23 protein-coding genes are annotated in these 21,984 nt (G+C 36.8%); 19 read left to right on the top strand and 4 right to left on the bottom strand.

Going from position 1 to position 21,984, the window contains the following annotated elements; all coding sequences use genetic code 11:
- Positions 1-418 precede the first annotated feature (418 nt).
- Complete coding sequence (locus AC0DBE_RS10295; protein ID WP_105955151.1) at positions 419-1,066, bottom strand: SDR family oxidoreductase; 648 nt, start codon at positions 1,064-1,066, stop codon at positions 419-421.
- A gap of 214 nt (positions 1,067-1,280) precedes the next feature.
- On the opposite strand from AC0DBE_RS10295, the gene AC0DBE_RS10290 reads away from it, so the two are divergent.
- From AC0DBE_RS10290 to AC0DBE_RS10235, 12 genes are all read left to right on the top strand, one after another.
- Positions 1,281-1,700, top strand: coding sequence for a MarR family winged helix-turn-helix transcriptional regulator (locus tag AC0DBE_RS10290; RefSeq protein ID WP_101670025.1), 420 nt, complete (start codon positions 1,281-1,283; stop codon positions 1,698-1,700).
- Between the two features lie 151 nt (positions 1,701-1,851).
- Positions 1,852-2,880, top strand: a complete 1,029-nt coding sequence (locus tag AC0DBE_RS10285; RefSeq protein ID WP_105991452.1) for an NADH:flavin oxidoreductase/NADH oxidase — start codon at positions 1,852-1,854, stop codon at positions 2,878-2,880.
- A gap of 35 nt (positions 2,881-2,915) precedes the next feature.
- The gene (locus tag AC0DBE_RS10280; protein ID WP_167559269.1) at positions 2,916-3,287 is read left to right on the top strand and encodes a nuclear transport factor 2 family protein; all 372 of its coding nucleotides are present in this window, start codon (positions 2,916-2,918) and stop codon (positions 3,285-3,287) included.
- 49 nt (positions 3,288-3,336) lie between these two features.
- Positions 3,337-4,080 carry an SDR family oxidoreductase gene (locus AC0DBE_RS10275; RefSeq protein WP_105955148.1) on the top strand — a complete coding sequence of 248 codons (744 nt, stop codon included), beginning with the start codon at positions 3,337-3,339 and terminating at the stop codon, positions 4,078-4,080.
- Positions 4,081-4,718: 638 nt separating this feature from the next.
- Positions 4,719-5,150, top strand: coding sequence for a MarR family winged helix-turn-helix transcriptional regulator (locus tag AC0DBE_RS10270; protein ID WP_239693173.1), 432 nt, complete (start codon positions 4,719-4,721; stop codon positions 5,148-5,150).
- Positions 5,140-5,733 carry a GNAT family N-acetyltransferase gene (locus AC0DBE_RS10265; RefSeq protein WP_076791483.1) on the top strand — a complete coding sequence of 198 codons (594 nt, stop codon included), beginning with the start codon at positions 5,140-5,142 and terminating at the stop codon, positions 5,731-5,733. The genes AC0DBE_RS10270 and AC0DBE_RS10265 overlap by 11 nt, the downstream gene beginning before the upstream one ends.
- 885 nt (positions 5,734-6,618) lie before the next feature.
- Positions 6,619-7,416, top strand: a complete 798-nt coding sequence (locus AC0DBE_RS10260) for a dihydrodipicolinate synthase family protein (protein ID WP_472962030.1) — start codon at positions 6,619-6,621, stop codon at positions 7,414-7,416.
- A gap of 154 nt (positions 7,417-7,570) precedes the next feature.
- On the top strand, positions 7,571-8,818 hold the full coding sequence (locus tag AC0DBE_RS10255) for a CynX/NimT family MFS transporter (RefSeq protein WP_472962232.1): 1,248 nt from the start codon (positions 7,571-7,573) through the stop codon (positions 8,816-8,818).
- A 94-nt stretch (positions 8,819-8,912) separates the two neighbouring features.
- Positions 8,913-9,803: a LysR family transcriptional regulator gene (locus tag AC0DBE_RS10250; RefSeq protein WP_472962028.1), complete on the top strand. Its 891-nt coding sequence runs from the start codon at positions 8,913-8,915 to the stop codon at positions 9,801-9,803.
- Between the two features lie 75 nt (positions 9,804-9,878).
- On the top strand, positions 9,879-10,511 hold the full coding sequence (locus AC0DBE_RS10245) for an MOSC domain-containing protein (protein WP_014112759.1): 633 nt from the start codon (positions 9,879-9,881) through the stop codon (positions 10,509-10,511).
- Positions 10,512-10,607: 96 nt separating this feature from the next.
- Positions 10,608-11,234, top strand: coding sequence for a LysE family translocator (locus AC0DBE_RS10240; protein WP_072565783.1), 627 nt, complete (start codon positions 10,608-10,610; stop codon positions 11,232-11,234).
- A 119-nt stretch (positions 11,235-11,353) separates the two neighbouring features.
- Positions 11,354-11,728: a DUF1304 domain-containing protein gene (locus AC0DBE_RS10235; RefSeq protein ID WP_472962026.1), complete on the top strand. Its 375-nt coding sequence runs from the start codon at positions 11,354-11,356 to the stop codon at positions 11,726-11,728.
- Positions 11,729-12,090: 362 nt separating this feature from the next.
- Here AC0DBE_RS10235 and desA read toward each other — a convergent pair whose 3' ends face one another.
- Positions 12,091-13,119, bottom strand: a complete 1,029-nt coding sequence (gene desA, locus AC0DBE_RS10230; protein ID WP_087987666.1) for a Delta(5) desaturase DesA — start codon at positions 13,117-13,119, stop codon at positions 12,091-12,093.
- A 113-nt stretch (positions 13,120-13,232) separates the two neighbouring features.
- On the opposite strand from desA, the gene AC0DBE_RS10225 reads away from it, so the two are divergent.
- Positions 13,233-13,400, top strand: coding sequence for a molecular chaperone TorD family protein (locus tag AC0DBE_RS10225; RefSeq protein ID WP_080490478.1), 168 nt, complete (start codon positions 13,233-13,235; stop codon positions 13,398-13,400).
- A gap of 467 nt (positions 13,401-13,867) precedes the next feature.
- Positions 13,868-14,071 (top strand): cold shock protein CspC, encoded by a 204-nt coding sequence (gene cspC / locus AC0DBE_RS10220; protein ID WP_061186258.1) that lies wholly within the window; start codon positions 13,868-13,870, stop codon positions 14,069-14,071.
- 778 nt (positions 14,072-14,849) lie between these two features.
- Here cspC and AC0DBE_RS10215 read toward each other — a convergent pair.
- Positions 14,850-15,311: a CarD family transcriptional regulator gene (locus tag AC0DBE_RS10215; RefSeq protein ID WP_041521131.1), complete on the bottom strand. Its 462-nt coding sequence runs from the start codon at positions 15,309-15,311 to the stop codon at positions 14,850-14,852.
- A 434-nt stretch (positions 15,312-15,745) separates the two neighbouring features.
- On the opposite strand from AC0DBE_RS10215, the gene AC0DBE_RS10210 reads away from it, so the two are divergent.
- The 3 genes from AC0DBE_RS10210 (at position 15,746) to AC0DBE_RS10200 (ending at position 18,845) form a co-directional block, all read left to right on the top strand.
- Positions 15,746-16,438, top strand: coding sequence for a FadR/GntR family transcriptional regulator (locus tag AC0DBE_RS10210; RefSeq protein ID WP_472962023.1), 693 nt, complete (start codon positions 15,746-15,748; stop codon positions 16,436-16,438).
- Complete coding sequence (locus tag AC0DBE_RS10205) at positions 16,435-17,643, top strand: CynX/NimT family MFS transporter (RefSeq protein ID WP_472962021.1); 1,209 nt, start codon at positions 16,435-16,437, stop codon at positions 17,641-17,643. The genes AC0DBE_RS10210 and AC0DBE_RS10205 overlap by 4 nt, the downstream gene beginning before the upstream one ends.
- A 416-nt stretch (positions 17,644-18,059) precedes the next feature.
- The gene (locus tag AC0DBE_RS10200; protein ID WP_072183280.1) at positions 18,060-18,845 is read left to right on the top strand and encodes a helix-turn-helix domain-containing protein; all 786 of its coding nucleotides are present in this window, start codon (positions 18,060-18,062) and stop codon (positions 18,843-18,845) included.
- Positions 18,846-19,245: 400 nt separating this feature from the next.
- Here the strand turns inward: AC0DBE_RS10200 and AC0DBE_RS10195 are convergent, their stop codons facing one another.
- A complete protein-coding gene (locus AC0DBE_RS10195) occupies positions 19,246-20,118 on the bottom strand; it encodes an AraC family transcriptional regulator (RefSeq protein ID WP_472962020.1) in 873 nt (290 codons plus the stop codon).
- Between the two features lie 499 nt (positions 20,119-20,617).
- Between AC0DBE_RS10195 and AC0DBE_RS10190 the strand changes: the two genes are divergently transcribed.
- Both AC0DBE_RS10190 and AC0DBE_RS10185 read left to right on the top strand, forming a co-directional pair.
- Positions 20,618-20,992: a hypothetical protein gene (locus AC0DBE_RS10190; RefSeq protein ID WP_472962018.1), complete on the top strand. Its 375-nt coding sequence runs from the start codon at positions 20,618-20,620 to the stop codon at positions 20,990-20,992.
- 385 nt (positions 20,993-21,377) lie between these two features.
- Positions 21,378-21,971 carry a YdeI/OmpD-associated family protein gene (locus tag AC0DBE_RS10185; protein WP_087987659.1) on the top strand — a complete coding sequence of 198 codons (594 nt, stop codon included), beginning with the start codon at positions 21,378-21,380 and terminating at the stop codon, positions 21,969-21,971.
- Positions 21,972-21,984: the final 13 nt, after the last annotated feature.

Raw genomic sequence — 21,984 nt, 5'->3', positions numbered from 1 at the left:
GAAATGGTTTTAAGCATATCCTTATTTCTGCTTTTTCTGTCTCACGGACTTTCAGAATTTAGCCTATCTTACGTATTATCAGAATTGGTAAACTATACAAGAGAATCGTAAACCGTGATGATTTCTTCAAAACAAGCTTTTGTTACCTTTAGCTTGTTAGCAAAATCCCTACTTGTTATTAGACAATTCACCCACAATGGATAGCATCTCGAGAGAAGTGATTTCTGTTCAGTTGTAAGATAATATAGCGTTTCTAAAGAACAGGTAGTTTTCATAACAAAATCCCCTTGAAAGTTTATATTAAGCCAACCAAGGTTGGAATTAGTGTATAGTATTAAAAGAATTTGAGATAATCATTTATTTATATCATCAGAAAAAGAGAGCCCAGCATAAGGCCCTTTTTCCCAAGTATTTTAAATCATTTGTACAATGATTCTATGGGGGTGTCTCCTTCTAAAAGCGTTACGATTTTTCTGTATGCTCTCTCGTTTCCAATTGATGCTTCTATAACGCGTGCCACATCTTCTCGGGATATACGAGAGGTTTCTGAACCAGCAGGGTCAGTGGTTATCTTTCCAGTTCCTCTTTCGTCAGAAAGAACACCTGGTCGTAAGATGGTGTAGTTCAGATTACTTTCTTTAAGAATTCTATCAGCATAATGTTTCGCAATAAAGTAAGGTTTCATACTCTCTGGTTTCCAATAATCCCGTCGGTCTGAATCAATGCTGCTGACCATAATGAATTGCTTTACAGCAGTTTTTTCAGCTGCCTCAACAGCCTTTGCTGCTCCATCTAAATCGATCATAAGTGTTTTATCTGGACCTGTATGTCCGCCAGATCCTGCTGTGAAGACAACAACATCAAACTCTTTGATGGCTTCGGTTATTGTTTCTATATCGTCTTCTAAATTTAGGTGAATTGGTTGAACACCTTTATCCTCAAAGTAAGAAAATTGCTCTTCTTTCCTTAATCCGACGGCTACATCATGTTCCTTTTTTTCGTTCAAGACATTGACTAGATTTTTACCAACTTTCCCGTTCGCTCCAATAATGAATACTTTGCTCAAATTAATCCCTCATTTCAAATAAAAAATTCAGCATAACTTCCCAAGAAGAACTTAAAGTTAGATTTTCCTTCTTTTGTTTCCAATATCCCATGTAAATACAAATGTATCAAAATATATGCTTGCTGCATACATATAATTAATGATTTGAGTAAAAAGTCTGCTTGTCATATACTTAAAAAAGAATATACTTGAGCGACTGGTGGGAAGTTAAGTTATGAATACAAATGAGTTCATGGATCAGTGGTTATCGCTGGATACTATACAAAATACAATAAAAAAGGAATTGGAAAGCATATTACAGGCTGAATTCAGCCTTTCGATTAAAGAGTTCTATGTTCTTTATTATCTTTCTAAGTCACCGGACAAAAGCCTTAGGCTGCAACAGTTGCAGGAAAAGATAGGTTTAAGCCAAAGTGCTCTTTCCAGACTGGTGGGGAACATGGAGGCCAACAGTTGTGGTGCCTTAGAGAAACATATTTGTTCAGATGATCGCAGGGGCACCTATACCAGATTGACGGAACTGGGGGAAAATAAACTTCAGAAAAGTCTTCAGGTTTTCCATGAGATCTTACAAAAGCATTTAAAAACGCATAACTTGGATACAATAGTGAAAGAGCTAATAAATGAACTATAAACAGCTTTATCTGTCAAAGGGCTTGAAATTTTAAAAGCTCTTTGATTTGACTTTTTAACGATTTAGAGATAAATTGTATGCATGATGCATGCATATGTTATTTTATATGTATGACACATACATTTATTTTAGGAAGAAAGGATGTTTAAACATGCAAGATCTATTTAGTACTTTTAAAATTAAGAATTTGGAGCTGAAGAACCGCGTTGTCATGTCTCCGATGTGTATGTACTCTGTCGACAAGAAAGACGGTGTTGCAACTGATTGGCATTATTTGCATTACGTAAGCCGTGCAGTTGGTGGAACTGGGTTTATCATGATTGAAATGACCGATGTAGAACCTGATGGAAGAATTTCCGACTATGACTTAGGTTTGTGGTCCGATGAACAAATCCCGGCACTTGCAAGAATTGTCGAAGCTATTCATAAGCATGGAGCTAAAGTGGGGATCCAGATTGCGCATGCTGGACGTAAAGCTGAAGATGCAGATGTACCGGTTGCACCTTCCGCAATCCCTTTTGATGAGAAATCTAAAACACCAAGAGCGCTTTCAACCGAAGAAGTGAAAGGAATGGTAGAAAAATTCCGTTTAGCGGTAAGACGTGCAATCAAAGCTGGTTTTGATACGATCGAAATCCATGGGGCGCATGGCTATTTGATTCATCAGTTCCATTCTCCACTTACAAACAAAAGAGATGATGAATATGGTAAAGACTTGACTAAATTTGGTCGAGAAATCATTCAGGCTGCTAAAGAAGAAATGCCTGCCGAAATGCCATTACTAATGCGTATCTCTGCAAAAGAATATGTTGAGGGCGGATATGGCATAGAAGAAAGCATCGAATTCGCTAAAGCCTATCAAGAAGCAGGAGTGGATATGTTTGATATCTCCTCTGGTGGTGAAGGACAGATTGCTGCTTGGGGACGACCAGGAACACACGCAGCTTACCAAGCTCCACTTGCAAGAAGAATCAAAGAAGCGTTACAAGTTCCAGTAATCGCTGTAGGAAGACTCGATGATCCAAAATTAGCTAATGCGATCATCGGCAATGAAGAAGCAGATCTTATCGCTGTTGGACGAGGTATGCTAAGAAATCCTTACTGGACTCTTGAAGCTGCTAAACAATTGAGAAAAGAGACATCTGTACCAAAACAGTATACTGATGGTTTCCGTTTTTAATTCATTTCAATCTATAACATAAGGAGGAATAGAAAATGAGTAAAACACCAATCAAGGATTATAACCAAATAGTTGAGGTGATCGGCAAGTATGTAGAAGGACTTGTGACTGGAAAGAAAGAAGTTATGCAGCCAGCTTTCCACGAAGATGCGACAATGTATGGATATAATTCTAATGGTTTTCTCGGAGGCACCATTAAGAATTTATGGGATTTTGTTGATGAAGCAGGCGCCGCGCCAGATCTCAATTCAAGAATCGACATTTTAGATGTAGAAGGCACAATTGCCACAGCTCGTATTAGCCTAGAAAATGATGCTTACGGAGAGTCCTACACAGACTATCATCAGTTGCTTAAAGTTAATGGAGAATGGAAAGTGATTGGTAAGGTATTTCATTTACACGGATAAACGGGTTTGTGAAAATAAGGAATCACGTACAAAAAGGAGTTTTTTTGTCATGTCATATATTGAAGATAAGGTTGTTGTCATTACAGGTGCATCAAGCGGAATAGGTGAGGCAACAGCAAGCTATCTTGCTGAAAATGGTGCAAAGGTTGTATTGGCTGCAAGAAGTGAAAATAAGCTTCAGCAGATTGTAAATCGTATTTCAAGTAATAACGGGATTGCTGTATACAAAGCAACGGACGCTACCAATAAAGAAGACGTCCAAGCCTTAATCGACTATGCTATTGAAAAATTCGATAGAGTTGACACGCTAATCAACTGCGCTGGTCTCATGTTGTTTTCTATGTGGGACAATGCGCATGTAGATGAGTGGGAAAAAATGATTGACTTAAACCTGAAAGGTACTCTGTACGGTATCGCAGCAGTACTGCCGCATATGAAACAGCAAGGAAAAGGACAAATCATAAATGTTGGATCTATTGCAGGACATGCAGTAGGAGAGGGGCATGGTGTCTATAGCGCAACAAAGTTTGCTGTGAAGGCAATAACTGAAAGCTTGCGCAAAGAGGTATCTGTTAAGTATAACATACAGGCATCCATGGTTTCCCCTGGTGTTATAGCTACTAATTGGCAAGATACTGTCACAGACAGTGACGTGAAAGGTGTATTGAATAACCTGGATGAAGTAGCTATTGATGTAAAGCATGTCGCGAAGACAATTGCTTTTGTTGTCGATCAGCCTTCTGATGTATTGATAAATGATGTATTAGTTACACCTACTGCTCAAGAGTGGTAAGTCTATTGCCCCGTTTAAACATATTTTTTAAGTTTAAACGGGTTTCTTTATTGTTGGGAATATCATTTCTTTTTCTTAGACTTATTAAGCCCCTTTAGGAACACCCATGAAGAGACTTGAGTGACATATGCATAACTACACAATATTCAGTGGATTACTGTCTGGAAAACAGTGCCCATTTTGTGCCCAAAATGAATATAAAATGATGTAAATGAGTGTAATGAATGACTTCAAATGCTTGAAATAACAGGCTTTTGTAACTGACAATATACTTCCACTTTATTGAGGGTCTAACTTAGAAAACCATACCAAAACATCTCGGTATGGTTTTTTATATTATAATTATTCAATCCCAAAACAACTTTATTTGGAATGGGAAGATTATTCTTCCCAATTTAAGAGTTTTTATTTTAATATATAGAAAGAAAATCATTTTCCATATATGAGGGGATACCAAGCAGTGTTGGTATCTTTTTTATTTGTGCTTTTACATTATTCAATCTCTGTATTTGGTATCATTAATTAGATAAAACTTTGTCTAGAACAGAAGTCGTCTCATAAGGAGTATCAGTTGATTAAATTTAGTTAAGTGATTATAATTAAATTGACTTAATTATAGGGGTGATTTGGTGAATCTCATGCATGCACTAGATAAATCGTATTACGAATGGGCTTTGAAAAATCTCCGTGCAATGAATAAAGATAATGTCTATAAGAACCTAACCTATAACAGCTTATTATATTTAGAGATGATTCTATACAACGAAAATTGTACAGCTAGTTTTTTAGCTGATACACTCCATGTGGCTCGTTCAGCTGTAACTGTGAAAATTAATGAGTTAGTCTCTAAAGGTTTGGTAATCAAAACACCTAGTAAAACAGATAAACGTGTAAGCTACTTGAAAGTCAGTCCTGCAGTTGCTAAAGATTATATAAGAATTGACGATTCCTTACTAGCTGCCACGAAAGAAATTGAACAGACTTATAGCAAGGAAGAAATTAAGGCATTTACAGAAATGCTTGAAATTATTCAAAAGCATTATACGAGAGGGGATAAGTATGAAAAGTAATGTATTGAATCACAATGATATCTACCTTCAAAAAGTGCCTATTAATAATCTCCAAACTCTATTCAACTATGTTTACATGGATTTTTCTTTCTTGAAGGGTACTTTTCCTTCAAGAATCATAAACTCTGCTATAAAAAAAGGTATTTTACACCCGGTATATCTCACGAATGGGTCTGACATATTTGGATATGCTCTATATCAAGATGTGCCCAAGTTGAATTGTATACATGTTCTATTTCTTGCAGTTTTGCCTGAGTACCGTTCGACTGGATTAGGTAGTGTTCTTCTTGCTCGTTTGAATGGAATAGCAGAGAATGGCCTCATTTTAGAAGTGGAAGACCCTGAAACGGCGAAGAGCGAAGAAGAATTGGCGATTCAGACTCGTCGCATCACTTTTTATCAAAGGAATGATTTTCATCTTATTGATGATGTGAAGTTTAGTCATTTTGGTTATGCTATTCGAGTGATGACCAATTTTAATCCTCCTAATCAGGACTGGCTTAAATTTTATCGGAATTTGTACAATCGTGTTTATCGAATTTGCGGAGTGCCTTTGTCTACATTTACACTTAAAAATCGATAAAATTAAAAGAACCCTACATCTAGATGGGAAAGTTAGGACGGATATTGTTTTGGCTCACCATTTTTTAACCATAATTGATATAAACGTATAGAAATGATGGCAAATGAATATAAGGATTGTAGTGAAAACAAGCTTCCATAACCAATGATACGGATTTACTATGTTGAGGGCCTAGTGGGTGAATAACCCGTGGAGGTTCAAGTCCTCTCGGCCGCATCAATGATACCAAGGGTTGTAGACCCCTGGTATTTTTTGTGCTTATTTTTAAATTGTCTACTGCCCAGTTACCTAAAGGTAATCAACTATTTATCAGCCGTTTCCTTTTGTTTGGATGATGTAATTAACCAATATAAAGAAAACAGAGAAGTGAATAATCCAAATTACGATATAACAACAGATAATGCCTTGGTTAAAGTTTTTGGTGGTGAAAAATAAAGTTGCTTTTTATACGCCTAAAGATTTTAATGATAAATATCTTCGTTTTCTTACTGCGAAAAGCAAAGGGATGAATATACAAGGTTAGAAGACATGTCAAGAACTGGCGAAAATAGTCGTCTTGGCTTATCAAAGAAAACACCAGACTATGAAGAAGCAAAAGGTAAAGATATTAAGTAAGAGGAGTAACCATGTGTTTGCTCCTCTTTTTTTCTCTCTATAAAATGATTGTCCTGTGAATTCAATGCGCTTTTTAACGATTTAGTCAGTTTAGCTTTATTTTTGTGATTACAAACGATAGTTTTTACCTATCATTTCTATATAAATAATTGAATTGTATTATAAGTAAAGCTGACCTATACTTTTATTGAAAATTGACTTTGCTTAGAAAGCATCAAGGTATAAGGCAATTGTTAAATGCTAATTTCGAAAAAAACACGGAGGTATTTCATGAAAAATTTTAATGTTGCTATTCCAACTCCATTTCATAATGATGAGAGTTTATATTTAGAAGGTTTTAATGACATTCTGGACTACTTGACAGAAAATGGGATAGATTCTGTACTTGTATCTGCTACAACTGGTGAACAAAATTCAATGAGCATCGAAGAACGAATCCAGATTATTAATTATTTTAATCAAAAAAAATTCAAAAATGTTGAACTTATGTTTGGTGTGTCAGCAACAAGAACCAAAGATGCAATAAAACTAATTAAGGAGCTTGAGGATTCTGTCTTTGACGCAATTCTAATTCAGTTCCCACCTTATATTCAACCAACTCAAAAACAGGCCATTAGCTATATTAATGAGTTGCTGCAACACACAACTAAAAATGTAGTGCTTTATAATAATCCTTTTAGAACAGGATTTGAGCTAAGTGCTGAATCATTTGAAACTCTTATCAATCAAAAACATTCAAATCTTGTAGGACTTAAAGAAGAGAGCGATGCCAAACGTCATTCAAGTACAAACTTACCGGATGACTTTGTGATGTTCGCTGGTGGTGATATCAATCTTCCGGAAAAAATACTTAATGGTTGTAATGGGCTGTCCAGTATGGTTGGGAATGTATATCCAAAGGAGATTAAACAACTATTTAATCAATTAATTTTGAATAAACCAGTTGATCTTAGGAAATTAAACGATTTAATTATTGAAGTTACAAGCCGTCAAGCAATAATGAATATAAAGAATCACTATAACTCTTTGGGAATAAAAGTAGGGCCATGTCGTTCCCCAATTAATTGATTATAAGAGTGATTTAGTATTTATATACTTACAAACCAGTTACGATTTCACTGCTTGTAATCTTATTATATTGATGAAACACAAGTGCAGTTGAAGCAGTAAACATATTGCAACTTAAGGTGTCATTGGGTTATACGGAGGGTCAATATTGATCATGGGTAATTCACAATTAACAAATTACGTAGGACAATCGCGGTTGGATTTAAAGCCTAGGATAGGATGGCTTATCTTAGGTATCATCCTAATTGGCGCAAACCTTAGAGCCTCACTAACATCAGTTGGTCCGCTAGTAGCTGCAATTCGTGATGACTTGGGGATTTCTAATACACTGGCAGGAGTCATAACCACAATACCTTTACTTGCTTTTGCATTTTTATCCCCCTTTGCTTCCAATTTAGCTCGGCGTTTTGGTATGGAGTTAACCTTATTAATTTCTTTAGTAATATTAACAATTGGGATTGGAGTACGTTCTTTTGTTGGAAAAGAAACATTATTTATAGGAACTGTTTTAATCGGATCATCTATTGCCATTTGCAATGTTTTATTACCCAGTCTTATCAAATATAACTTTATGAAGAAAATAGGTATGATGACAGGACTTTATGCAGTATCTATGAATTTATTTGGAGCTGTTGGCTCTGGTATAAGTATTCCCATTTCGTCATCTTTGGGTTTGGGGTGGTCAGGAGCCCTTGGATGTTGGGGACTTTTATCTCTGCTCACCATTTTCATTTGGCTACCACAACTGCAATATCAACAAAAGTCTGTTCAGGTTGAAAAAACTAGGGAGGAAGTTAAAGCAATAAGCTTATGGCGTTCAAAGCTAGCTTGGAATGTTACGTTATTTATGGGGTTTCAATCTTTCATTTTCTACACAGTGATTACATGGATACCTGAAATTCTTGAAGAGAAAGGGTTAAACACTCATGAAGCTGGCTGGACGTTGTCTTTAATGCAACTTGCTATGCTTCCTGTAACATTTCTCGTTTCTATTTTAGCTGGACGTTTAAAAAGCCAGCGGTTATTAGTAGCTGCATCTGCTTCTCTACTAATTTTTGGGTTTGTTGCTATCATATATGGGGATAAACTCCTTATGCCTTTATGGATGATCATAATTGGAATCGGAATTGGATTTGCATTTAGTTTAGCTATGATGTTCTTTAGTCTGCGTACTCAAAATGCTAACGAGGCAGCTGAACTTTCAGGTATGGCTCAATCTTTAGGTTATCTTCTATCTGCTATAGGGCCTGTTTTATTTGGATGGTTACACGACATTACACATAATTGGACTGTTTCTTTACTTATGTTAGTTTTTACTTCAGTTATTGTTTGGATCTCGGGTATAGGGGCAGCGAAAAACGAATTTGTACCCATCAAGGGATCGAGTTTAAAGTCACTATAATAGAGACAGACTAAAAAGTAGAACAGGTGCATAATTGTACACTCTTATGCCCCTTTTCAAACTGTATCTATTCATTTCCTAAAGGAGGCACTAGATGGAATTAAAACAACTTGAATATTTCTATGCAGTATGCCAAGAACTTCATTTTACAAGAGCAGCTGAAAAAGTAGGAATTTCTCAGCCTTCTTTAAGTCAACAAATTAGATTATTGGAACATGAAATTGGCACTCCTTTATTCGATCGTATTGGTAAAAAAACAGCACTTACTGAATCAGGAAAGCTTCTCTTAAAGTATACTCGCAAAATTTTTTACGAGGTAGAACAGGCTAAAACCTCAATAGATGAATTGAATGGGCTTCAAAGAGGGACAATTTTGGTTGGAACTTTGTTGACAGTCGAGGATTACATTATCACGCCTACTTTACTGAATTTTCATCAAAAATACCCTGGTGTGAAGATATCCGTTTTTGGGCTGCGTACTGGGGACATTCACAAACAACTCATAGAAAATAAGTTGGATTTGGGGATTGTATTCTTACCTATGAAAGGCGATGAATTAGAATCAATTTCTTTATCCACAGAGGAAATGGCTTTTGCAGTGCCTAAAGGTCACCCGTTAGAGAATCAGGAAATGTTAGATGTAGAGGTGCTAAAGACAACACCCTCGATTTTACTCCCTCAACATTATTTTATTAGGAAACTTATAGATGAAGCTTGTAAAGACTTAGGGTTCTTTCCTAAGCCGATTTTTGAAATTACAACCATGCAATCTTTAATTAATATGGTTATTAAAGGGGTAGGAGTAACAATACTTCCTAAACCTTATTTAGAGTACCTTAATCATCCTAATATAAGAATCATTCCAATTTTAAAATCTAATCTTTCTCGTGAAATTGGAGTTGTTTATAGAAAAGATAAATATTTGAGTGCTGTAACTCACGCTTTTATTAGTGCTCTTAAAGAAACTGTATTTCATTCAAATTAACTAGTGGAGACCTTGATTTGTTTTGAATACAGGACAAACTAACTCAGATCAACAAATGGCGATTGGAGGGGTATCATGAATAGACAAATCATTCATTTAGCTGTTGGAAAACCTAAGGAATATGATTGGAATAATAGAAAAGAAATGTCCGCGATAGGTAAGTCTACTGTATCATCTATTGAGCTGAAAAAATCCGGTTTCGTTGGTGATGATGTTGCTAACCACAAGTTCCACGGTGGTGTTGATCGAGCAGTATGTTTATACCCATTTGAGCATTATTCTTATTGGGAACGAATGTTTAATAAAAAAATGACTCCGCCTATTTTTGGAGAAAATATTACTGCAACAGGCATGTTGGAAGAACAGGTTTGTATAGGTGATGTGTATAGAATAGGTAGTACCATCATTCAGGTAACACAAGGAAGAGTGCCATGTGCAACTATATCGAAATACAATGAAGAGAGAGATTTTCTGAAGAAAGTGGTTGAAACATGTCTAACCGGTTATTTTTTTCGGGTGCTAAAAGAAGGGACGATTGAGTCTAGTTCAGAAATAGAGCTTGTTGAAAAGGACCCATGTGAAATATCTGTACTTTCTGCCACACAAGTTCTTTTTCATCAAAAAGAGGATAAAAAATCAATTGAAGAAATATTGAAAATCGATGCTCTCGCAGAGGATTGGCGGAAAAGGTTTTTAAAACTGTTATGAGTTCCTAGCATGGAGTTGTTCAAAAAATTTGATTCGTTGAAATTTAGTTATTGAAATTTTCGTAGATGGAATGTGGAATTTTAGGAGTTGAAATATATGTTTGGAATTCATGATCTTTTTTTGTTTGTATTGTCATCATTTGTTTTTATAGCTGCTCCTGGCATAGACGCTGTGTTTGTATTAAGCAGAAGTATCTCAAATGGCAGAGCAAGTGGTTTTGCTGCATCTGCTGGAATTGCTACCGGTGCTTTTGTTCACACAATACTTGCTACTGTTGGATTATCTATTATCTTAGCTAAGTCGGTTGTTCTGTTTACTGCTATAAAACTTGTGGGAGGGCTATATTTAATCTACATTGGAATGAAAGCACTTCTTAAGAAAAATGACGGAATAACTTTAAAGGATGCAGCTAACGAGACGCTTAAAAAACATTATATCCAGGGGGTTATTACAAACATCGCTAACCCTAAAAACATTCTGTTCTATTTATCGTTTTTGCCTCAGTTTGCATCAACATCAGGGTCGACTGTATCATTGTCATTTCTTATTTTAGGGAGCATCTTCGCCGTTATAGCTTTATTGTGGTACATTTTAGTCACGTACTTTTCAACTATGGCCACAAAAACACTTAAAGACAACAATAAATTTAATAATATTCTCAATAAAGTCTCTGGAACAGTATTTATTGCTCTTGGGTGTAAGTTGATGGTTAGTCAAAAATAATTTTTAAGGAGTAGACATAAATGTCTACTCCTTAAAGCAGCTGTCCAAGTATATGTCATATCGTCTCCTTAGTTCAAAAATATAAAACTAATATTAGGGAGTATAGGGGAGAGAATAATGTGGAAATAATCGCAACTATTTTAGTAGGGATCGTAGCATTAGAACATTTATTCATTATGATCCTTGAAATGTTTTTTATTGATTCAAAGGCGGCAAAACGCGCGTTCAAATTGCCAAGGCATTTAGAAGGAGATCGAAACGTAGCCGTTATGTTTGCAAACCAAGGTTTATATAATGGATTTCTAGCTGCTGGTCTCATTTGGGGACTTATACTTGGGCTCAATCCAATTGGCTATATGATTCAATTATTTTTCGTAATTTGTGTGGTAGTAGCAGCCATTTTCGGAGGTTTCACATCAAATAAATCAATTATTGTGAAACAAAGACTTCCAGCTATTTTAGCACTAGTTACCCTTTTATCTGTGATGTATTAGATCCCAAGCATTTTAATAACAAGAGCCCTTTTTTGAAAAAAGTACAGAAAATGTAAGCATTGAGTTGTCAATTATGATGTTCCTTAATTGGCAACTTTTTTATGAAATCAAATGAGTATGTATTGATTATTCTAAGGCTGGGTGAATAACCCGTGGAGGTTCAAGTCCTCTCGGCCGCATCCCAATAATACCCAGGGTTTAATCACCTTTGATATTATTTTTTTGCGGAAAATACGGCAACAAATGTACCACATTGTCGAGTCACTAAAAAAGTGCTGACCTCTGCACAAAACCGTTGCGCGAGTCTGCACTTTTATTCTGCAAGATACACTGTCCCTTATCATCGATTATGGGGAGTTTATTTAATCTGTTGTTAGCCGCGCTGATACTTGGCCTTTAGAAGCTTTTTTTAAGTGGCTAAAACCAACAAATTTTTTGCCTTCTTCATCCCATAGGCGGAACTTTAACGACTTGAGACTTGTTGCCAGTGTAATGGTCGGAACGTTTTGCAATGGCTCAGTGTTGTTATGCACTTTTTCAAGCTTATAGTTTGGGACTCTCGGGCTTAAATGATGAACATGATGGAAACCGATATTGCCTGTTAGCCATTGCATGACTTTTGGAAGCTTATAAAAAGAGCTTCCTTCAACTGCTGCTTTTACATATTCCCAATGATCATCTTCTTCAAAATAAGAATCCTCAAACGTATGCTGAATATAAAACATCCAAATTCCGAGAGATCCCGACATCATAAAAATTGGCACCTGAACCAGCAGGAAGTTTTGCCAGCCAATAGCCCAACATAAAAGTGCTGCCAAAGCGACGATCCCCAGGTTCGTTACATACGTATTCATCCGTTCTTTGCGTTTTGCCCCTTTACGGTTAAACCGATTGGTAATTCCGAAGACGTAAATCGGCCCAATCATAAACATAACAAACGGATTTCTGTACAAACGGTACTTTATTTTTGTCTTAGTTGAGGCTTTCTTATATTCCTCAACGGTCAGTACCCAAATATCGCCTGTACCGCGTTTGTCCAGATTGCTGCTTGTTGCATGATGGACAGAATGGTCGTGTGCCCAATGATCAAAGGGATGCAGAGTCAGAATTCCTGTTATTGTTCCAAGGATTCGATTCGCCTTTCTGTTCTTAAAAAAGGAATAGTGGCAGCAATCATGAAAGATGATGAAGGTTCTTACTAAAATACCTGCCGCAACGACAGAAATCGCTAATGTAAGGAAATAAGAAATCGACAAACTCTTATATGCCAAACACCATAGCAGGAAAAATGGTACCAATGTGTTAATGATTTGACAAATACTTTTTTGTAAATCGGACTTTTCATAAGGTGTAACCAGTTTTCTCAAAGTCCTTAGGTTTTGTTCTTTCATTTTTAAAAGTTTCTCCTTCCCTGTTGATCTTCTAAGTGTAGAAAACGTTTTATAGCCTTTGAAGGCCCAACGTCATACACCACATATATGATAAGTATTCTTCCCATCTATCTGTGAAAATTATTGGAAATGATAAACTGATTTCCAGTTCAATTACATCTTTATTAGCAGAGCCAGCCGGGATACAAATGGTGTATGAAGATTATACCCGGCTCTTTATCGGGCCAAACTCGCTCACTGCTCCCCTATGGGAATCGATTTATTTAGATCGTGAACATTGATTGTTTGAGGTGAAAAGGTTTTGGAAAGTGATAATGAAGTAATGGGGATATCCATGAGTGACTGTTTGGAAACATCTGCAGTAACAAAGTTTTACAAGTGAACAGCCCTGCCTTTAAAAGATTATCTTTTACTTGAACAAGAAACAGCTGAGCTTTTTGACAGTCATTAATGAAGTACTATTAAGCAAAGAAAAAGGTTTGAAGACACTCGTGATTCATTTTCACAGTGTTTTCAAACCATAGTTATTAATAGGCCTCTTATTCGCACTGGCATCCATATGTTTAACAAATAATGCCATGAATAAAACGACAATATTAATTTGCAGTTATTTCCGTTTCGTGTTATGATAAAGAAGAATTATTTTTGTTCGGTGTAAAGGATAGTATGAATATTGACTTTTCGTCTTGATGATACTTTGGGCAAGGATAGTATACACTGTGTGGTTACACACTAGGAGGCAACAAAAATGGAACAAGGTACAGTGAAATGGTTTAATGCAGAAAAAGGTTTTGGCTTCATCGAACGTGAAAACGGAGACGATGTATTCGTACACTTCTCTGCAATCCAAAGTGACGGATTCAAATCTTTAGACGAAGGTCAAAAAGTAACGTTTGACGTTGAGCAAGGTGCTCGTGGAGCTCAAGCTGCTAACGTTCAAAAAATTGCTTAATCTTCAATCGTTTATACAAACAGGCTCTTTCTATAGGGCCTGTTTTTTTTATGTTCTCTTAATAATTCTCAATAAAAAACCCTACTCAACGTTCGAGTAGGGAGATGCTACAAGGTAATAGAAAAAGATTTAAAACTTCAAAGGTTTGTTTACAGTATAACATACTGGATTGACAATATGCGGAATGTATATAAATTAATTACTTTTCTTTTCGAATACAACTGCATTTTATTCATTCTTTTTTCACTAACCTGCCCGTTAATTTAACTACAAGATTAAATGAATCATAAAAATGATTTCTAGTTCTAGAACTTCGTCATTTTTTTATTGTGGCCATATATTTAAATGTTAACAACCCGTGTATCTCTTTTATGAAAAGAAGATACACAATTACTATTCACTGTCGCAGTGGATATAAGAAATTCTTAAAGATAGAGTGGAAATTGAATGTTTTATCTACAAGAAATAATCACTTAGAGATACCTAAAACAATGAAAGCCCTACCTCTCTTCCATCCTTACGGCTCCTTGTCCGTGCCAGTGTGAATCAGGATTACAAACATCAAGTGACTATTTCATCGAGTTTTTTTGATAAAACTTCAAATGTTGTAGAAAAAATGTAAATAATAAAAATGGATTAGATTGTAGGAATAACAAAAGAGGTTAATGTTTTATTAGTAAGTTGAAGAAGTTGAACGTTTTTGAAATGGCTTTACTTTTTATCGTGATATTATCAAAAAATTCGGGATTTTCATGCGATACATTCTCTATAATTAACCTTAACAAAAACTTTTTATTTGTTTTTCAGTGATTCCTTTAATTACTTCCAGTTCACTAATCAAAAATTCATATGCATTATCCAACATTTTTTTTTCGCTTGCATTAAGTGCTTTTTCTTTCTTCATACGCAGTAAATCACGTACAACTTCAGCGCCTTCTTGTATTTCACCCGTTTTTATTTTGTTCGTGTTTACTATATACCTTTGCTTCCACGGCAGTAACCTATCTGATTCTCCATGTTGAAAAATGTGTATAATGTGTTTTAATGCACGTATATCAGTAACTGGTCGTATACTTGAGCTCAATATTTTACGCGTTGGAATCATAACTTGCATATTACTAATCGTCATCTTTATGACATAATACTGTTGTTTTTTCCCTAAGATTTCTTTTTCTTCTATGGCTTCAATTATACCTGCTCCGTGCATTGGATAAACAATGTTATCGCCAATTTGAAACATATCATCCACCTCCATGTATGGTAACCTTCTTAAGATTACCATATATGGAGGTGGAATATCAAACTTTTAATAATAACATGATCAATTTTTTGTTGTCAATAACTTTTTTAGAAAATCATATCAAGCAAAAACAATAGGGAACGTGTAGGATTCCCAATAAAGGAAAGGGCAATGGTCCGTGTATATCCTGAAACCCGACTAATTAACATCAATCAGTTTTTCATTGAAAATGAGTTATTAAATCTCCTTTTTAGGTATCTTTTTTGTAAGGGATTTCTGTATTGCTGTTAAATTCAATATCTTTACATGAGCAGCAAGATTCCCTGCCCCTTTCATTGGCTTATTATTTTCTTGTCTTAATTTCAGAGGCGTGATAAAATACCGATTAACCAAACATCCTATGTTTGATAAGTGCTTTACAGGAGGATAAACACATGCTTCAGAAAACAAACCGGCAGACGCTGGTTGAGCAAGTCGCTCTACAAATGGAAAGTTTGATCGAATCAGGCAAGTGGGGTGTCGGGATGCGCATTCCGGCCGAGCCGGAGTTGATGAACGAGTTGAATGTTAGCCGCAATACATTAAGGGAAGCAATTCGGGCATTGATACATGCAGGACTCTTGAAGACGAAACAAGGTGACGGAACTTATGTCTGCTCTTCAAGTGCTTTGGGAGTCGTGTTGAAAAAACGCATTTCGCGTACCGATACGTTGCAAACATTAGAAGTTCGGTATGCTCTCGAACGTGAGGGGGCCCATCTTGCTGCACAACGCAGAACCGACGACGAGGCCCGCGAACTTCTTCTCCAACTGGAACGCTGCGAGGCAGCGGCAGAACTCGGTAACATTGATGACTTTGTAACGGCGGATATCCGTCTACATCAAAGCATTGTCAAGGCGTCGCATAATGAAATACTGATCGAAATATACAACCATATCGCTGAAGCGTTACAAGATTCGATTACAAGCCTGACTAGTTTTGAAGTCGATACGGATTTTTTGGAAATGCACCGACAACTGGTCGAAGCGATTGTCGGTCAGGACGCAGATCGTGCCGTGGAAGCAGTTCATCGTTATATCCAGGAATCGAAGGATGTTATCGCTGTTGAAGAGGGGGAGCGGTTATGAGCGTACAAAGTGATACCAAACCAACTGGGTTAAAGCGTTCGCTCTCATTGAGTTGGCCGATCATCATAGGCATCGTCCTTATATCATTGACGATGCGGTCACCGCTAACATCGGTAGGCCCACTGGTAGGATCGATTCGCGAGTCCCTTGGATTATCGCATACCGCGGCAGGCTTGCTCACGACATTGCCGTTGCTTGCTTTCTCGCTTCTTTCCCCCTTCGCGCCTATCTTGGCGCGCCGCTTCGGGATGGAACGGATCATACTTTATGCATTGGTTCTTCTCATGGCAGGTATTATTGTCCGCTCGCTGACCGCAACAGTCCCTTTATTTGCAGGCACCGTTTTGCTTGGGCTCGCGATTGCGGTGTGCAACGTGCTAATCCCAGGTCTTGTTAAACGGGATTTTTCTCATAATGTCGGTCTTATGACAGGGCTGTATTCAGTGTCGATGAATTTATGCGGTGCGATAGCCTCCGGTGTAAGTGTCCCGCTCGCCCGCAATCTCGGTTTTGGCTGGAATGGCGCACTTGGAATCTGGGGCCTGCTCGCTCTGGTAGCCGCACTATTCTGGTTTCCTAAAGTGCGGGCGAGTCACGCGTCAGCCATGATAACTACTAGCGGTACGTCGACGCGGCGAAATCTGTGGCGTTCACCGCTGGCCTGGATGATTACACTTTTTATGGGATTGCAGTCTCTGCTTTTCTATGTTTTGATCGCTTGGTTACCTGAAATCTTGGCAAGCCGGGGCTTGAGTGAAGACAGCGCTGGTTGGATGCTATCGCTATTTCAATTCGCTTCGCTTCCCGTATCATTCATCGTACCGATCGTTGCGGGACGCATGAAGAATCAGCGTTTATTGGTTGTCATGATGACTGTCCTGTTTTTTGTTTCATTGGGTGGCCTTTATTTCGGCGATAATGCACTGATTTTGTTATGGACAATTTTACTCGGGTTTGCTGGGGGATGTGCGTTCAGTTTGGCTATGATCTTTTTAAGCTTGCGGACGAAAGATGCCTCCGATGCGGCTTCTTTGTCCGGTATGTCGCAATCTGTTGGATATTTGCTGGCTGCAACAGGACCGACATTGTTTGGTTTGCTCCATGACGTCACGGCAAGCTGGAACTTCCCAATATTACTGTTGCTTATGGTCAGCATTCTACTGTTCATATTCGGCCTGGGTGCGTCAAAAAATCACACGGTATAAAAGGGGCTTTGCTTCAGTAAAGCTCTTAAGAACCCATGAATTTCCTGGTGGGGACAACCCCGTGGAAATTCAAGTCCTCTTAGCCGTATCAATGAAACCAAGGGTTATAGATCCTTGGTTTTTTTATGTTTCTTTGGACGAATGAAATAACTAGGAGTGAACATCACAAGTTAAGGGGAATCGATAAAAAGTGGAAAATAATGAGTTGTTTATCTATACTAAAGAATAAAAAGGAATTGGATGTTTATTTTTGAAAACATTTACTCTTTTTTGTTCAAGACATGGTCTGAACAGAAATAAACAACAATGTATAACATCGTTGCAACCGTAAGTTGACAAAGTGCATTTGCTGGAAGATAGAACGGGGAGCGTTGTTTTCATAAAATGTAGTCATCAAAGCAAAGGAGTTCTAAACTATGACATTTGGTGAAAAACTTTTTAAGTTACGAAAAGAAAAAGGACTGTCTCAGGAAGCTTTAGCTGAAAAAGTAAACACGACAAGGCAGGCGATTAGCAAATGGGAAAATGGGCAAGGGTTTCCTGAAACCGAGAAACTTTTAATGATTGGAAACATTTTTGAAGTGTCAATTGATTATTTGTTAAAAGATTCTGTTGAGCCGCATCGTGACAATAAAGAAGGATATTATGTAAGCAGGGAAATGGCAGATGGCTTTTTATTGCATGAACGCAAAGTTTCCAAATATGTTTCTTTCGGACTGAGCCTGCTTATTTTATCCACTGTCCCTTATTTGGTTTTTAAACAAGAACCAGCCATCTATACACTCCTTATCATGATCATAGCTGTACTCGGCATTGGGGCTATTGTGACAGGATTGATTACGGTAGAAGATAAATACAAGGTACTCAAGAAAGAAGCTCTGATTTTTGACCAAAATCATCATAAAGAACTGACAGTAAAATATAAAGATATGAAAAGACGGTATGCTGCTGTCATGGTTGCTGGTGTTTGTTCAATTGTAGCAGGCGGAATTCCTTTTTTTCTGGAAAGAAAACATATAGTCTCAGGTTTCAATGCCTACTATCCGGTTTGTGTGGTTTTGATCGCTATTGGTGCGTACATTTTAATTCGCACCTTGCCAATAATCGAAGCTCATCAAATCATGGCTAAAAATGAAGAGTATATAAATAGATTCGGTTTTAAGCTAAGTAAGAAAGTGAGAAAAAGAGTGGATGATTTCTAATAATAGGTGCTAACCAATTTTATTCAGGAAAATCGTGATTAAAAAGAGCCTAAAAAGGTTCTTTTTTCATTATAGAGGAGAAAAAAAGATAGGAAGCTTACAGACAGATATTTCTGACCTAGGTTCATAGGAGATCACCTGATATTTTCATTATCCGTGGAAATGAAGAGCTATCAAATGATTAGTATCATATGAGCATTGAGGCGAGATGAAACATAAAAAAGGGGAGATGATAAATGAAGATCAGCCGAATTCTAAGTGGTATCTCAATATTTACTCACTTTGAAGATGCAGACAGCGCTTTTCAAAATTGCCGCAGATCGAGTTGGTGCATAAAGAGGAAGGGATTAGCCCCTTCCTTAAAGACCCTTCAATTCCTCTTACTTCATCGTAAAATATATTACTTTTTTGAAACCGGTATCCAAATTTCACTTTTAAAAGATGGCGATGTTACATCCTTATGCTCGTTCCACAGTATTTCTGGACCTTCTATTTGTTCATAATTTGATGATGGAAACCATTCGGAATAAATGCGTCCCCATACGTCTTGCAGTGTATTCGGAAATGGTCCGATTGCTTCGAATACAGCCCACGTTGAGGCAGGAACTTCAAGCCGTGATAAGTTATCTGGACACTGTTTCGTTGTGGCTGCGCCAATATAGTGATCAAGCTCTCCATTCTCCTCCATCCGACCTTCAGAAAAATTCGTGGATGCACTAATGAGTCCTGATGGTGCTACATTAGAAAGCTCTTTTAGTTTATTTATTGCTTTTTCATCTAAACTTTCCCACATAGATGCAATTTCCGGATTAATCCCATTGAAAATAACAGGAACTCTTTTTTTAATGCCAACGATGCGAAATGCCTCTTTTTCTTCAATACGGTAATTCATTTCATTTCCTCCTTTGATTGATAGCTGGAAGGTCATTCGTGGATAGGCTTTAAGGGAATGGCCATTAAGTCTGGCTTTTGATGGGTTTATACCATGTAAATTCTGGAATGCCCGCGCAAAAGAATCTGGTGAGTTATAACCGTACTTTATTGCAATGTCAATCACTTTTACATTGCTGTCTTTCAGTTCAAAAGCTGCAAGAGTAAGACGTCTGCGACGAATATATTCCGATAATGAAATACCTGCAAGGAAGGAAAACATCCTTTTAAAATGATATTCAGAGCAGAAAGCAAGCTTTGCTACTTCTTTAAAATCAATATCATTTGTGAGGTTTTCTTCAATATACTTTAATGCTCTATTCATCCTTTTAAGCGAATCCATTTATTTGACCTCCTTTAACAAAAGAATAACAGGAGTGAAATGTATCTACCCGACATTCCGTGCACCGTTTTGCAGGATAACTCATATGAAATAAAGTAAGTTCTTCACCTGTATTTGTACAGGTTTTTTAAACATTCTATAAAGACATGTGCATACTGCAACAATTATTCAGTTGTTTATTTTGAAATTTCTTTTGCTCCTATTGATCTAGCAGTGATGTAAGTTCAAAATTGCCTGATTTCCATTAAATTGTTATATTGTTAGATAAAGGTTTAAATACATAATTTGGCGAAAAGAGAGTGAGGTTGTCAAGAGGCAATGTAAACGAATTGATATTGCTTGGATAATGAAAATAAGCGAAAAATACAGAATTCACTAGAAGAATTAATGAAAAATAGAATTGCATTCATATTCTGCAGTGAATAACATAAAATGGTTATGGAAATTGAAAAAAAGCAGGATACCCGTTTTTAGTACATTTGAAAAAGGAGTTATAACGTTGTTAAAAAGGTTTTCTTTGGTTTTTCTTACACTGATTATGTCTATCATTGTTTTACTAGTAGCTGGTAAAGATTCACCTGGAGATCATGTCATTTCATTTGATGAGCCTATTATTTTAATGATCTCAATTGGGATCGTTATATTTTTATTCATCCCTCCTTTAGCCATGTCCTTTTTTGGTAACTTGGTTGTAAGAATAATTTCAGGAGTATATCAATGTGTTATCGTTTTAACTTTTCTGGGACTCATTCCAATTGGATTTCTTATTCCCAATGGCTTTTTGACAATTCTTGTTTCTATTGCAGGAACTTTAGTCAGTATAGCTAGTGTTGCAGTAACCTTATGCGTTGGCAAGAATAAAAAAGTTACATAATAATAGAATTGTTACTTTTTCAGATTGACAGTGAAGTAATAAAACAAGGTGAGAAGGCTATATTGGCCTTCTTTTTTTATATTGTGGACATGGATATAACCCTTGATGACTGCTGTTGCTGTTTGGATATAGATACTCGGCAAGCAAAGTGTACCCGGGCATATCTTATAAGATGTCCGTCATATGAATCCCTGTGTTTTTTGTTGTTGCATCATCTCCACTTTAAGCTTAATCTATTGAATAATAAGAGAAGGAACCTATAGAAGAATAAAATAAATACCGAGATGTCAAAAATAAAACTGGACTTCATTAGTGTTAATTCACGTAAATGTATGACGAACCATTAAGCCTTTATAAAAATGCCTGGAAAGAGGGGAATTCCTTCATGACAAATAGCAGAACGAATCCTAAGGTTGATGAATTTTTAAGTAAAGCGAAAAAGTGGAAGGAAGAATATGAGAAGTTGAGAGCTATCGTTCTTGACTGTGAGCTGACCGAAGAATTTAAGTGGAAGCATCCTTGCTACACGCTTAATAATAAGAACATCGTTTTAATACATGGATTTAAAGAATATTGTGCGCTTCTGTTTCACAAAGGTGCCTTGTTACAGGATGCCCATGGGATTCTCATCCAACAAACGGAGAATGTACAGGCGGCACGCCAGATCCGGTTCACCAATGTTCAGGAAATTGATGAAATGGAAACGATCTTGAAAGCCTATATTCATGAGGCCATTGAAGTTGAAAAAGCCGGGTTGGAAGTGGATTTAAAAAAGAATACAGAATATAAAATTCCTGAAGAACTTCAAAATAAATTCGATGAAATCCCTGCCTTGAAAACAGCTTTTGAAGCATTGACGCCAGGACGGCAAAGAGCATATATTCTTCATTTTTCTCAAGCCAAACAATCCAAAACCCGAGAATCGAGAGTCGAAAAATATTTGCAAAAAATTCTCGATGGAAAGGGATTAAAGGATTAGTAATTTTCCGTAA

It is taken from the genome of Bacillus sp. VA15, assembly GCF_055721145.1.
This window is presented reverse-complemented; position numbering and strand designations above follow the sequence as displayed.

Bases quoted from the DNA above. Each gene is read 5' to 3' on its own strand.
- AC0DBE_RS10265 (WP_076791483.1), top strand. From the start codon at position 5,140: ATGAAAAGTAATGTATTGAATCACAATGATATCTACCTTCAAAAAGTG.
- AC0DBE_RS10245 (WP_014112759.1), top strand. From the start codon at position 9,879: ATGAATAGACAAATCATTCATTTAGCTGTTGGAAAACCTAAGGAATAT.
- AC0DBE_RS10250 (WP_472962028.1), top strand. From the start codon at position 8,913: ATGGAATTAAAACAACTTGAATATTTCTATGCAGTATGCCAAGAACTT.
- AC0DBE_RS10200 (WP_072183280.1), top strand. From the start codon at position 18,060: ATGACATTTGGTGAAAAACTTTTTAAGTTACGAAAAGAAAAAGGACTG.
- AC0DBE_RS10185 (WP_087987659.1), top strand. From the start codon at position 21,378: ATGACAAATAGCAGAACGAATCCTAAGGTTGATGAATTTTTAAGTAAA.
- AC0DBE_RS10205 (WP_472962021.1), top strand. From the start codon at position 16,435: ATGAGCGTACAAAGTGATACCAAACCAACTGGGTTAAAGCGTTCGCTC.
- AC0DBE_RS10290 (WP_101670025.1), top strand. From the start codon at position 1,281: ATGAATACAAATGAGTTCATGGATCAGTGGTTATCGCTGGATACTATA.
- AC0DBE_RS10240 (WP_072565783.1), top strand. From the start codon at position 10,608: ATGTTTGGAATTCATGATCTTTTTTTGTTTGTATTGTCATCATTTGTT.
- AC0DBE_RS10275 (WP_105955148.1), top strand. From the start codon at position 3,337: ATGTCATATATTGAAGATAAGGTTGTTGTCATTACAGGTGCATCAAGC.
- AC0DBE_RS10195 (WP_472962020.1), bottom strand. From the start codon at position 20,118: ATGGATTCGCTTAAAAGGATGAATAGAGCATTAAAGTATATTGAAGAA.
- AC0DBE_RS10215 (WP_041521131.1), bottom strand. From the start codon at position 15,311: ATGTTTCAAATTGGCGATAACATTGTTTATCCAATGCACGGAGCAGGT.
- AC0DBE_RS10270 (WP_239693173.1), top strand. From the start codon at position 4,719: ATGCATGCACTAGATAAATCGTATTACGAATGGGCTTTGAAAAATCTC.
- AC0DBE_RS10255 (WP_472962232.1), top strand. From the start codon at position 7,571: ATGGGTAATTCACAATTAACAAATTACGTAGGACAATCGCGGTTGGAT.
- cspC (WP_061186258.1), top strand. From the start codon at position 13,868: ATGGAACAAGGTACAGTGAAATGGTTTAATGCAGAAAAAGGTTTTGGC.
- AC0DBE_RS10285 (WP_105991452.1), top strand. From the start codon at position 1,852: ATGCAAGATCTATTTAGTACTTTTAAAATTAAGAATTTGGAGCTGAAG.
- AC0DBE_RS10210 (WP_472962023.1), top strand. From the start codon at position 15,746: ATGCTTCAGAAAACAAACCGGCAGACGCTGGTTGAGCAAGTCGCTCTA.
- AC0DBE_RS10260 (WP_472962030.1), top strand. From the start codon at position 6,619: ATGAAAAATTTTAATGTTGCTATTCCAACTCCATTTCATAATGATGAG.
- AC0DBE_RS10280 (WP_167559269.1), top strand. From the start codon at position 2,916: ATGAGTAAAACACCAATCAAGGATTATAACCAAATAGTTGAGGTGATC.
- desA (WP_087987666.1), bottom strand. From the start codon at position 13,119: ATGAAAGAACAAAACCTAAGGACTTTGAGAAAACTGGTTACACCTTAT.